This is a genomic window from Pantoea sp. X-Soil-ISGK-275, assembly GCF_059730795.1.
Window position 1 is genome coordinate 451,159 of the sequence record NZ_AP035977.1, and the last position, 12,801, is coordinate 463,959.

At 54.6% G+C, this 12,801-nt stretch carries 7 protein-coding genes; 4 read left to right on the top strand and 3 right to left on the bottom strand.

The window, feature by feature from the left end:
* Positions 1-136 precede the first annotated feature (136 nt).
* Positions 137-613, bottom strand: coding sequence for a YciE/YciF ferroxidase family protein (locus AC6I8A_RS21490; protein ID WP_061719259.1), 477 nt, complete (start codon positions 611-613; stop codon positions 137-139).
* Positions 614-808: 195 nt separating this feature from the next.
* Between AC6I8A_RS21490 and AC6I8A_RS21495 the strand changes: the two genes are divergently transcribed.
* Positions 809-1,081, top strand: a complete 273-nt coding sequence (locus AC6I8A_RS21495) for a hypothetical protein (RefSeq protein ID WP_256698689.1) — start codon at positions 809-811, stop codon at positions 1,079-1,081.
* A gap of 16 nt (positions 1,082-1,097) precedes the next feature.
* Here AC6I8A_RS21495 and AC6I8A_RS21500 read toward each other — a convergent pair whose 3' ends face one another.
* Together AC6I8A_RS21500 and AC6I8A_RS21505 are read right to left on the bottom strand one after the other, a co-directional pair.
* The gene (locus AC6I8A_RS21500; protein WP_256698688.1) at positions 1,098-1,343 is read right to left on the bottom strand and encodes a hypothetical protein; all 246 of its coding nucleotides are present in this window, start codon (positions 1,341-1,343) and stop codon (positions 1,098-1,100) included.
* Positions 1,344-1,347: 4 nt separating this feature from the next.
* Positions 1,348-1,509 carry a YnfU family zinc-binding protein gene (locus AC6I8A_RS21505; protein WP_008102026.1) on the bottom strand — a complete coding sequence of 54 codons (162 nt, stop codon included), beginning with the start codon at positions 1,507-1,509 and terminating at the stop codon, positions 1,348-1,350.
* Positions 1,510-1,779: 270 nt separating this feature from the next.
* Between AC6I8A_RS21505 and AC6I8A_RS21510 the strand changes: the two genes are divergently transcribed.
* From AC6I8A_RS21510 to AC6I8A_RS21520, 3 genes are all read left to right on the top strand, one after another.
* A complete protein-coding gene (locus AC6I8A_RS21510) occupies positions 1,780-10,377 on the top strand; it encodes a glycoside hydrolase family 94 protein (RefSeq protein WP_497819140.1) in 8,598 nt (2,865 codons plus the stop codon).
* A gap of 106 nt (positions 10,378-10,483) precedes the next feature.
* Positions 10,484-11,854, top strand: a complete 1,371-nt coding sequence (locus tag AC6I8A_RS21515) for an amidohydrolase (protein WP_497819141.1) — start codon at positions 10,484-10,486, stop codon at positions 11,852-11,854.
* A gap of 149 nt (positions 11,855-12,003) precedes the next feature.
* Complete coding sequence (locus AC6I8A_RS21520) at positions 12,004-12,714, top strand: SDR family oxidoreductase (protein ID WP_497819142.1); 711 nt, start codon at positions 12,004-12,006, stop codon at positions 12,712-12,714.
* Positions 12,715-12,801: the final 87 nt, after the last annotated feature.

Consider the following 12,801-nt stretch of genomic DNA (forward strand, 5'->3'; position numbering starts at 1 on the left):
CATAACCGTGTTCAAACGTGAGTTTGAGAAAAGAGGCATTAGCATACTGAGAATGAAGTGATTTTTAACCCAGGAATTCGCAAGCGGATTTTTCAGGTTGGAAGAGGCTGGCTGCATTAGCCTCCTCCACGGTGGATTAGTCCTGCTCTTCAGCAATCAGCGTCAGTTTTTCGTCGGTGGCTTTTTCTTCTTCCAGCGTTTCACCCAACAACTTCGCGGCATCCTGATAATCCAGTTTTAAGGCTAACGCGCGCAAAGTACCGTAGGTGGCGATCTCATAGTGTTCAACCTTCTGCGCAGCACCGATCAGTCCGGCATCGCAAACCGGCCCTTTCTCCACTTCATCGATGATCTCCTGCGCTTCTTCAGCCAATCCTTCCAGCGCATGACACTTCATCCGTTTGATCTGCACACCTTCAGTGAGTTCAACCAGTTGATCGATACGTTCAATTTGTCCGCGTGTCTCTTCCAGATGCTGTTTAAAGGCTGCGACCAGATTAGGATCGGTGGCTGCACGAATCATTTTTGGTAACGCTTTAGTGATCTGTTTTTCTGCGCTGTAAATATCAGAGAGATCATGCACAAACAGATCGTGCAGTGTTTTAATCGTCATAATATTGCCTTTTGATAAAGTAGGATGTCAGGTAGGTAAAACGTGGGCGAGAAGGAATAATAAATTGCGCCGACACATAAGACTGACTTAATCCTGGCGGACATTACACAATTCACAAGCGAAGCCTTAAAAATAAACACCACGCATTGTTTAATTCATTGCCAGAATTAAAGCAGGTTAATCGGAGACATAATCATGAAAAAACCAAGACAACCCGAACTCAGCGGTGAAATTATTCACGAACGTACTTTACTCCCGCTCGGTTTAATTTCTCTTTACGAAGTCGTCTTCAATAACGGCAAATATGCCGTTATGCGCCTGGATAAAGATCAACCCTTTCATCAGGGTGACATTTTTAAACGCATAAATGATCGCTGGTATTGTGATGAAAAATTAATACATCCACTGGGGTTTCAGTTTGTCGATCGGGCTGAAGCGCAGCGGTCATTTATCGAATATGAGCGGTAATGTTTATTTTTCATTTTCATATTATAGAGTGAACAGTGGCAAGATGGTTCGGTTGCGCGGGTGGCAATGACATCCAGAAATCAACCCCCATGCTGGTTTCATATTCTGCGTGTGACTCAAGAAAAATATGCTCACCGCTGCGCGACTGCCCGCCGTAAAGCCAGCCGCCCTGCACTTCGCCATTATCAAATTGCACGATGCACTCCTGCTTGTAGCCCGGCGCTTGTTCATTTAAATCAATCCATTCAAGAATATGGCGCATGTGTCTATACCTCAGCAATAAACAGTGATTTACAGTGCGGGCACAACATAGCCTGCCCGCGCGCTTGTTTTAAGGAAGATTGCGGGCAGAATTTTTTACACACTGGACACTGCGTTTTTATTTCCCGGCGCGATAAACCTTCTAAAAATTGATTTAACCAGCTCATGATTTTTCCTTTTTCAGTTAACTTATTCTAACACACCTCACTTTTTTCACTGCAACTAACACTTGACAACATTGTTAATGATCTTCAACCCCATCATTACACTCATTTAAATATTTTAAATTTACTTTAATTATATAAAGCCAACCGTCAAATAAATTCAACGCTATACTCAATAAAGACAGAACAGTTTCCTCGCCCACTCTTATACCGTCAATCTTCCTGTTGATAGTGCTGACTTTTATAATCCATTGGATTTTTTGCGACGCCATTATGAAAAATAAAATTCCCACCGGATCAATCATCGGCAGTAGTGCGCTTCCAGCAACCGCACGCGCCAGTCTTGAATTATTGCCTGACAGCGGCATCTATCAGGCGAACCGGCCAGACGTTTTTTCCGAACAGCAAATGGCAATATATGGCGAGCGACTGGCAAAAACGCATCATCTTTCTGACGCCAAAAAAAACTATAAGTTATTGCAGCGACTAAGTGAAAACGAACAGGCGCTGATAAAAAGTGCAGAAATATTAAGTACCGGTGATAAGCGTAATCTGACGCCGGCTGGCGAGTGGCTGTTAGATAATTTTTATATCATCGAAGAACAAATTCGCATGGTACGCCATCTGTTGCCGACCAAATTTGGTCAGGGTTTACCCGCGCTTGAAGAGCCCACCCACGCGTTACGTATTCAGGCGATTGCTGATGAGATGATCAGTCACAGCGACGGCCGCTTAGAATCGACGGTGCTGGCGACTTTTATTCATGCTTATCAGAGGATTACGCCGCTGCTGATGGGAGAACTTTGGGCGCTTCCCGCCATGCTGCGTTTTGCGCTGCTCGATAACCTCGCGCGTATTGCGCAAGGCGTCGCCGAGATCCATCAGGAGCGCAGCCAGGCCGAAGCGTGGATTAATGAGATCGTTCATCACTCCGCCAAAGACGCCACGCGGGTGATTCAGGTGATTGCCGATATGGCACACAAAAACAGCCAGCTTTCTGGCGCGTTTGTCGCCGAACTGGCGCGCAAGCTGAATGGTCAGAATCACTCGCTAGCGCTGACGTGGGTGGAGCAACATCTGCTGAACACCGGGCGTAATACCGCGGATGTGATTGAACAATTTAACCGTCAACTGGCATTGAGCCAGCTTTCGGTCAGCAATAGCATTGCCGGATTGCGCCAGCTCGGTGAAATCAACTGGCAGGATTTGGTGGAATCGCTGAGTCTGGTTGAGCAACTACTGCTCAAGGATCCTGCCGGCATTTATCCGCAGATGCATTTTGACAGCCGCGATCAGTACCGACACGTGGTGGAAGAGCTGGCGCGTCAGAGCGAATTCGACGAGCTTAGTGTGGCCAATCAGGTGCTGGCGCTGAGTCGTCAGCCCGAATTGCCACCGCGACAGCAGCATATTGGTTACTTTCTGCTGGATAAAGGACGCACTCAGCTTGAGCAACAGTTAAAACCGCGCCGCTCCTGGTTGAATCAGGCGCGTCATCATCTCAGCCAAACGCCGCTGCTCTCCTGGCTTGGCAGCCTCACCTTATTGACCACCGCCTTCAGCGCCGAAGCGCTGTTTTTCACCCATCAGGCCGGTATGTCGTTGGTGCTGTGGCTGTTGCTGGTACCGGCGGTGATCATTATCAGCAGCCAGCTCGCCTTACAACTGCTCAGCGAAGTGACAACCCGCACCCGCCATCCGGTTCCCCTTCCACGACTCGATTACGAGCTGGCGGTGCCGGATAGCGATCGCACCTTGGTGGTGATCCCTTGCTTAATCAGCAGCAAACACGGCACCGATACGCTGCTGCGCTCGCTGGAAACCAGCTATCTCGGCAACGCGCTCGACAACATCACTTTTGCGCTGCTGGCCGACTTCACCGACAGCGTGGATGAACATCAGGTTGATGATGATGAAATCATCGGTTACGCAGTACTGAAAATTCAGGCGCTCAACCGCCGTTACAGCAGCAAGTCGCACCACGATGTGCTGTTTTCGCTGCTGCATCGCAACCGGGTTCACAATCCTTCACAGGGCGTTTGGATGGGTTATGAGCGCAAGCGCGGCAAACTGCATGCGCTCAATCGCTGGCTGCAAGGTGAAGCGGAGATGTTTAACGTGATCGTAGGTGCCAGCCAGGCGCAGATGCGCACGATGAAATACGTCATCACCCTTGATGCCGACACCATTCTGCCGCGCGAAACCGCACACAAGCTGATTGGTATCATGGCGCATCCCCTCAATGCGCCGGTATTTGATGATCGCCTCAACCGCGTGGTGGAAGGTTACGCCATTCTGCAGCCGCGTCTGGCCGAAGAGATCCCGCCCTTTGGACAAGGCCGCTACGCGCGGCTCTCCAGCAGCGTGCCGGGCAACGATGCCTATTCATCGATGTCTTCCGATATCTATCAGGATCTATTTGGCGAAGGTTCGTTTGTCGGCAAAGGCATTTACGATGTGGCGGCTTTCACCCGCGCGACGCGCAATACCTGCCCGGAAAATCTGGTGCTGAGTCACGATCTGCTGGAGGGCTGTTACGCGCGTTCCGGCGTGGTCAGCAATGTGGTGCTGTATGAACACTATCCGGATAACTATCTCAGCGATGTCGCACGGCGTTTCCGCTGGGTGCGCGGTGACTGGCAGCTGCTGAACTGGTTAAAACTGCGCGTACGTCTCGAGGATGGCGGTTATCAGGCCAATCCGCTGAGCGCGCTTTCGCGCTGGAAATTGTTCGATAACCTGCGTCGTAGCCTGGTGGCTCCTGCTTTGCTACTGCTGATGTTTCTGGCTTTCACTTGGGTGGCGAATCCGCCGTTTTGGCTCGGCTGTATTGCGCTGTTCCTGCTGCTGCCAAGCGCTTTTGCGCTGAGCATGGAAGGCATGCGCAAAAGCAAAAGGCGCGCCTGGCAACATCATCTCACTATCTTGTACTCGGATGCGTTAATGCGTCTGGGACGTGCGGGACTGACGCTGGCAGCGTTGCCGCATGAAAGCTACTGGTCGCTTAAAGCGATCATCGTCACGCTGTGGCGATTGAACGTCAGCGGGCAGTTTCTCCATGAATGGAAAAGCGCGTCGGCGGGCAGTTCCTCGCCCACGCCGTCACTGCGCCATTTTTATCAGGCGATGTGGTTTAATCCGGCGGCAGGCGTTGCACTGTCACTTTTAACCGTGCTGATCAATCCACAACTGATCGCGTTAGCGCTGCCGCTTTCCTTGCTGTGGCTGCTCACGCCGTGGCTGTTATGGCAGTTGAGTAAACCGGCGCAATCGCGGCAGAAAAAACTCTCCGCAGAGCAGCAGCAGTTTTTGCGCCAGACCGCGCGCCATACCTGGGCATGGTTTGAAGATTTCGTCATCGCCGAACATAACCACTTGCCGCCGGATAACTTCCAGGAAGTGTTGCAGCCGGTGGTGGCGCACCGCACTTCGCCGACCAATATCGGCCTGTCGCTGCTGGCTAATTTAACCGCGTGGGATTTTGGCTACATCACGCAGAAGCAGGTAATTAGCCGTTCGCTCGCCACGCTGGATAGCCTTGATCGCATGGAACATTTTCGTGGTCATCTCTATAACTGGTACGACACTTACACGCTAAAACCTTTAAATCCACGCTACGTTTCTACTGTCGATAGCGGCAACCTCGCTGCGCACCTCGCCACTTTGCAAGCGGGCCTTGTGCAGTGGAAGCATCTGCCAGTAATCGCTTTACCGGTGATCATGGCCGGTCTGAATGACGCCTTGATGCTGGCCAAAGCGCAAATGGGCACAGAGCGTCACGATCGCTGGGATGAGCTAGCCGAGCAGTTTGTTGCGCTGCAACAAGTCGCACCCGCCGCGATTGCCAATCATCTTTCATCCTTGATCGCGCTGAGTGAAATTCTGCTGGCGCAGCTCAAACTGCCGCCGTCGCAGGTGAAATGGTTTGAACGCTTTATCCATCAGCTCAGCGATTTCCAGCAAGAGTGGATGCGTTATTTCAGCTGGATCGGGCCGGATGATGTGCTGCCGGACGCTTTGCCCTCGTTGCTGTGGCTGAGTGAATTAAAGCTCCATCGCCCCGGTCTTAATGCTCAGCTCGCCGCTTCCGTGATGTGGTCCGCGCGAGAACGCATGGCGACCTTGCTGGAGCTGGAAGGACGTCTGGAAGATCACGCTAAAATGGACTTCCGTTTTCTCTATGTTGAAAAAAACGCGCTGCTCAGCGTCGGTTACAACCTCGATAGCGGCCTACTCGACAAAGGCCATTACGATCTCTTCCCCTCCGAAGTGCGCCTGACGCACTATTACGCCATCTCCGCCAATCAGCTACCGGTAAAAAGCTGGTTCGTACTGGGACGCCTGTTTACCCAGCTGGATAACAAACCTGCAGTGATGTCGTGGAGCGGCTCAATGTTTGAGTATCTGATGCCGCATCTGGTGATGCCGGTTTATCCGGATACGCTGCTGGAGAAAATGGCGCTCTCAGCGGTGAAGCAGCAGATCGCTTCCGGCGACGCCGCGCAGATTCCGTGGGGCGTTTCCGAATCGGCGTATGCCGCTTTCGATGATAGCCAAAACTATCAATACAAAGCCTTCGGTACGCCCGAGTTAGGGCTGAAGCGTGGCCTCAACGATGATCATGTGGTCGCGCCCTACGCCTCGCTGCTCGCGTTGATGGTGCTGCCGCATCAGGCTACCGATAACCTGATGAAGCTGAAGAAAATGGGTGCCTGCGGGAAATACGGTTTCTACGAAGCGCTTGATTTCACCGCGCATCGGCTGGCGCGCGGTCAGCAATTTGTCGCAGTGAAAACTTACATGGCGCATCACCAGGGAATGGGTTTTCTGGCGATTTCGCATCTGCTGCATGAAGCGCCGATGGTGGCGCGGTTTATGTCCAGCGCACGCTTCCAGTCTTCTTATTTACTGCTGCAGGAGCGCATGCCGGACGACATTGAGCTGTATACGCCGCGTCGTCAGTTCGTTGATACCAGCGAGATCAAGCCGCGTTCGGACACGCCTGAACTGCGCGAATACAGCGGTTCGGCGGCTCATCTGCCGCAGCTCCAACTGCTGTCGAATGCCCATTATCATGTGATGGTGACGCAATCCGGCACCGGCTACAGCCAGTGGAAAGGATTGGCGTTAACCCGCTGGCGCGCCGATGGCACCAGCAATCAGCACGGCATCTTCTGCTATATCCGCGATCGTCAATCCGGCGAATTGATCAGCCCGACGTTCCAGCCGAGCGGCGATACGCGGCCACAACACATTGCCCGCTTCACCGATGCTGGCGCGGAGTTTGAGTCGCGCGCTGAAACCCTCAGCACCCACACTCATGTGGTGGTGTCGCCAGAAGATGATGTGGAGATTCGCCGCATCGTCCTCACCAACCATTCACGCCAGCTGCGTGAGATGGATATCACCAGCTATGCGGAAGTGGTGCTCGCCTCCGCTGCCAGCGATATGGCGCATCCGGCGTTCAGCAATCTGTTTGTGCAAACCGAAATTGTTACCGAGCTGGAAGCCATTCTGGCGCATCGCCGCCCGCGTGATGAGAAAACCGAACCGGTGTGGATGTTCCACGCGCTGCTGATTCACGGCACCAGCGAGCGCGATACGCATTATGAAACCGACCGTGCGCAGTTTATTGGTCGCGGCAGGACCCGCGCCGATCCACAAGCCATTACAGCGGAAGGCATACTCAGCGGCAGCGCCGGTGCGGTGCTCGATCCGCTGATGTCGATCCGCCAGAAAATCGCGCTCAACCCGGGTAAATCCATCACCCTCGATCTGGTGTACGGCGTCACTACGCAGCGTGACGCCTGCCTTGGATTGATTGAGAAGTATCGCAACAATGTCTATGCCAATCGGGTATTTGAAATGACGGCGTCGCACAGTCAGGTGGCGCTGCGACAGCTGAATATCCTCGCCGAAGATGCCAGTTTGTATAACCAGCTCGCCAGCGCGGTGATTTTTGCCAGCCCTGAAATGCGCGGCGACAGCCAGCGTATGCAGCAGAATCGTCTCGGGCAAACCTCGCTATGGCGCTACTCCATTTCAGGCGATCTGCCTATCGTGCTGGTACGCATCGAAAACGGTACGCAGCTTAGTCTGGTGAGCAATCTGATCAAGGCACATCAATACTGGCGTCAGAAAGGATTGACGGCGGATTTGGTGATCCTTAACGGCGAGCAAGGCGGTTATCAGCAGCTATTGCAGAATCAACTGCTCAAGATGATTTCATCCGGCGAAACTCAGCTGCTGGCCGACAAGCCGGGCGGCATCTTCCTGCGCCAAAGCGATCACTTTGCCGCCGAGGACGTCACGCTGTTACTCAGCGTGGCAGCCGTGGTGCTGGAAGGCCGTAATGGCAGTTTGGCCGATCAGCTGACGGTGCTGTTAAAACCGCAGCCGGTTGCGCCGCCTTCCCGCTTCCTGCCGCATAAACAGGCCTTTCCTACGCCCGCTCGCCTCGCCGCAGCGGAAACCTTGCAGCTGTTCAATGGCACCGGCGGCTACAGCGTCGATGGCACTGAATATCACATTCTGCTGTCCCAACATCTTCAGACGCCCGCGCCCTGGTGCAACGTGCTGGCGAATAAACAGTTTGGCAGCGTGATCTCGGAAAGTGGTCAGGCCTACACCTGGTTTGAAAATGCGCACGAATACCGCCTGACGCCGTGGCACAACGATCCGGTTAGCGATACGTCGGGCGAAGCCTTTTATCTGCGCGATGAGGAGAGCGGCGATGTCTGGTCGCCGATGCCGCTGCCAATGCGTGGCAACGGTGATTATCTGACGCAGCACGGTATGGGCTACAGCCGCTTTGTGCATCAGGAGCAAGGCATTCGCAGCACGCTCACCACCTTTGTCGCAGCCGAGCAGGCGGCGAAAATCACGCTAATCCAACTCAGCAATCTGTCGGGCAAAACGCGACATCTGTCGATCACCGGCTACGTCGAATGGGTGCTGGGTGAGCTGATGAGCCAATCTGCCCGCCACGTGCAAACTTCATCGGCGATCGTGGCCGATGGCAGCGCCATTCTGGCGATGAATCCGTACACCAGCGCCGGATCGGCGCGCACCGCGTTCTTCGCCGCATCAGGCAATCAGATTGCTTTCAGCGGTAATCGCCTTGAGTGTCTGGGCCGCAATGGTTCAACGCGTAAGCCCGCGATGATGCAAGCGCGTGGCTTATCGGGCAACACCGGCGCGGGGCTCGATCCCTGCGCCACCTTGCAAACGCTGACCAGCTTAATTGATGGTGACACGCGCACGCTGGTGTTCGTATTAGGCGCGGCGGAAGATACCACATCTGCGCTGACGCTGATGCAGCAATTTCTCCCCAGCGAACAGGCGGAAGCCGAACTGGCAAAAGTACAGCAGCAATGGCGCGGTCTGTTAAGCAAAGTCGAGGTGCAAACGCCCGATGCGGCGGTGAACCTACTGGCGAATAACTGGCTGCTGTACCAAACGCTGGCCAGCCGTTTGCTGGCGCGCAGCGGTTATTATCAGTCGGGCGGCGCGTTTGGTTTCCGCGATCAGTTGCAGGACACGCTATCGCTGACCCACGCCGCGCCACACCTGCTGCGCGATCAGCTGGTGCTGTGCGCGTCCCGTCAGTTCCTCGAAGGCGATGTGCAGCATTGGTGGCATCCACCCGCCGGACGCGGCGTGCGCACCCGCTGCTCGGATGATTATCTCTGGCTGCCCTTTGCCCTTTGCCATTACATCACCGCCACCGAGGATGTCGAGCTGTTAGAACAGCCAGTTAGCTATCTTGAAGCGCCGCTGCTTGCGGCCGAAGAAGAGTCGGTTTACAGCCTGCCCAACGTCAGTCAGCTGCAGGAAAACCTGTGGCAGCATGGCTTGCGCGCCATCCAGCATGGCCTGAGATTTGGCGAGCATGGTTTGCCGCTGATGGGTTCTGGCGACTGGAATGACGGCATGAGCGAAGTCGGCATTGCCGGTAAAGGCGAGAGCGTCTGGCTGGGCTTTTTCCTCTACAACGTGCTCACGCGCTTTGCCGCGCTCTCCACACGTATCGGGCAAGCGGAAGCCGCTACGTTGTGCGAACAGCAGGCTGCAAAGCTGAAAACGGCACTGAATCAGCGCGCCTGGGATGGTGAATGGTTCCTGCGCGGCTACTTCGATAACGGTGAAACTCTCGGTTCACAGCGCAACGCCGAATGCCGCATTGATGCTATCGCGCAGAGCTGGTCGGTGCTTTCTGCTGCAGGCGATCACGATAAATGCGTCTCGGCAATGCAGGCGCTCGATCAGCAGTTAGTTGACAGCGATAACGGCCTGATCAAGCTGCTGACGCCGCCGTTTAATGGCATCGGTCCCAATCCGGGATACATTCGTGGTTATCTGCCCGGCATTCGCGAAAACGGCGGGCAATACACGCACGGCGCGCTGTGGGCAATTATGGCGTTCGCGGAAATGGACCAGGTTGATCGCGCCTGGGAATTGCTGGCGCTGATCAATCCGATCAATCACAGCCTTGATGCGCATGCTGTTGCAACCTACAAAGTCGAACCTTATGTGATGGCGGCGGATGTCTACAGCGCCGATAATCACCAAGGTCGCGGCGGCTGGACGTGGTACACCGGCTCGGCGGGCTGGACCTATCAGCTGATTATCGAGACCCTGCTCGGCATCACGCGCCACGGCGATAAATTGCAACTGCGTCCACGTCTGCCTCAGGCGTGGCCGGGCGCGAAGGTGATTTATCATGAAGGTGACGCGCGCTATGAAATTGAGATGCTACGTACGTCCGAAGGTTATCAGCTGTGGCTGGATGATGAGCTAAGTGCGGATGATGCCATCACGCTCAGCGGTGAAGCTGGGATTCATCAGGTACGAATTCATCTCGCGGAGTAGCAATCACTGCGGTCATTAGTTTTCACCATAGCCAGCAGTGGGAAATATCAAAGCGCCCTGCCAGCGTCTATTTTAGGGTAATTCTCCCCTACAAGGAGAATGACTCATGAGCCTCTTATCACCCGGCAATCGCCGGGATTTTCTTTGCGCCGGCATGAAACTCACCGCCGCAGGCACCTTACTCAGCGCGGGCATGAGCCGCAGCGCTCAGGCGGCGGCAACCTGCCAACCCGCCAATGCCAGCCGCGTGGATGCCACGCACTATCTGCTGCGTAACGTGCGACTGGAAGAAGCTTTTATCCGCAAACAGGACGTGATTACCGCCACGCGCACCGGTTTGTATGATGTCGAGGTGAATGCCGGCAACATCGCCGCAGTGCATCCTCCAGGCGTTAAACTTAATCTGCCCGCATGGGACGCCGCCGGTTATCTGCTGCTGCCCGCCACGCGCGATATGCACATCCATCTCGATAAAACCTTCTACGGCGAAGGCTGGCGTGCCCCGCTGCCGCGTCATAGCGTGATCGATATGATTCATCAGGAAGAGCAGATCCTGCCCGAACTGGTGCCGACTTCAGAAATCCGTGCCGAGAAACTGATTGGCCTGCTGCAATCCAAAGGCAGCAGTTCCGCACGCAGCCATTGCAACATCGATCCGGTCAGCAAGTTACAAGGTCTGGAACATCTTCAGCAGGCGATTGCCAACCATCGCGACGATTTTCACGCGGAGATTGTCGCCTTCCCGCAGCACGGATTACTGCGCTCAAACGTCGAAGGCATGATGCGCGAAGCGATGAAGATGGGCGCGAACTATGTCGGCGGGCTGGACCCGACCAACGTCGACGGCGCGATGGAGAAGTCGCTGGATACCATGTTCAGCATCGCGCTCGATTTCGCCGCACCGATCGATATTCACTTACATGAAACCGAGCCGCACGGCGTAGCAGCGATTCGCTACATGCTGAAAACGGTGCGCGATAATCCGCAGCTGAAAGGCAAAGTGACCATCAGCCACGCTTTTGCGCTGGGTACGTTACAGGGTAACGAATTGGCGGCAATGATTGAGGAACTGAAAGAGCAGCAGTTCAGCATCGCTACTACCGTGCCGATTGGCCGGGTGATCATGCCGTTGCCGCAGCTGCGCGCCGCGGGCGTGCCGGTGTGGTCGGGCACTGACACCATAGCCGATCACTGGCAGCCGTTTGGTAGCGGCAGCATGCTGGAAAAAGCCAACGTCTATTCGCAACTCTATCGTGGGCCGGATGAGTATTCGCTCAGTCGCGCGCTAGGTATCGCTACTAACGAAGTGTTGCCGCTGAATAGCCACGGCGAACAGCAATGGCCGAAAGCACAGGATCACGCCACCATGATGCTGGTTAACGCAAGTTGCTCTGCGGAAGCCGTTGCGCACATCGCGCCGGTAATGGCGACGTTCTATAACGGTAAGCAGACGTTTGGTGGATTGGCGAAGATGTAGACGCCTTGCAAATACCGATGATGGTCGCCATGAATGGCACTCCTACAACGTGTGCGCATTCATGCGCACCAGGTAAACATAGTCAGTTTAGGCATTTGCCTGCGGCTGTCCTTTTCCTTAGCTTGAAATCATCAACAGGAGAGGAACCTATGACAGCATCAGCATTACCGGTGGCGATTGTCACCGGCGGCAACAGCGGCATTGGCCTGGAAACCGTGAAGTTATTGGCGGCCGATCATCAGGTTTACGCCATTGGTCGCAATCAGCAAACTTTGCAGGCGTTGGAACAGGTCACCAATGTCATTCCGGTTGCGCTGGATATCACAGATTTTGCCGCCGTGGCCGCGTTCATCGCCACGCTGGAACGGATTGACGCGCTGGTGCATTCAGCGGCGATCTCGATACTCAGCACCACCTTCTCCGCCACGCCAGAACTGTGGCAACAGCACCTGAATATTAACGTCATCGCGCCGGCTGAACTCACGCGTTTAGCCTTGCCAGCCCTGCGCGCCTCGCAGGGTAAAGTGGTATTTATCAATTCCGGTTCGGGAACGCTGGCGTTAGCAGGACACGTCATTTACTCCGCCTCGAAATTTGCTCTCACCGCGCTGGCGCATGCGCTGCGTAGCGAAGAGAGCGAACATGGCGTGCGGGTCGCGACAGTCGCGCCTGGCCCAACCGATACGCCGATGAACCAAGCCTCGCGTGCCCGCGCGGGCAACCATTCGCCGATCAATTCGCAGGAGTATCTCGACGCGACTTCAGTGGCACGCGCCGTACGCTTTATCGTTGACAGCCCGGAAGACACGCAAATTGCCGATATTGTAATTAGACCACGGAGGGATAAAGCAAAACGTTGATTTCTTAGCAAATAGCCCGCAATTAGAGGCTGCCATCCGGCGGCCTTTTTCTTTTTTTTAAATTTTTAAGCAATATTCTCACCGCTC

Bases quoted from the DNA above. Each gene is read 5' to 3' on its own strand.
- AC6I8A_RS21490 (WP_061719259.1), bottom strand. From the start codon at position 613: ATGACGATTAAAACACTGCACGATCTGTTTGTGCATGATCTCTCTGAT.
- AC6I8A_RS21495 (WP_256698689.1), top strand. From the start codon at position 809: ATGAAAAAACCAAGACAACCCGAACTCAGCGGTGAAATTATTCACGAA.
- AC6I8A_RS21500 (WP_256698688.1), bottom strand. From the start codon at position 1,343: ATGCGCCATATTCTTGAATGGATTGATTTAAATGAACAAGCGCCGGGC.
- AC6I8A_RS21505 (WP_008102026.1), bottom strand. From the start codon at position 1,509: ATGAGCTGGTTAAATCAATTTTTAGAAGGTTTATCGCGCCGGGAAATA.
- AC6I8A_RS21510 (WP_497819140.1), top strand. From the start codon at position 1,780: ATGAAAAATAAAATTCCCACCGGATCAATCATCGGCAGTAGTGCGCTT.
- AC6I8A_RS21515 (WP_497819141.1), top strand. From the start codon at position 10,484: ATGAGCCTCTTATCACCCGGCAATCGCCGGGATTTTCTTTGCGCCGGC.
- AC6I8A_RS21520 (WP_497819142.1), top strand. From the start codon at position 12,004: ATGACAGCATCAGCATTACCGGTGGCGATTGTCACCGGCGGCAACAGC.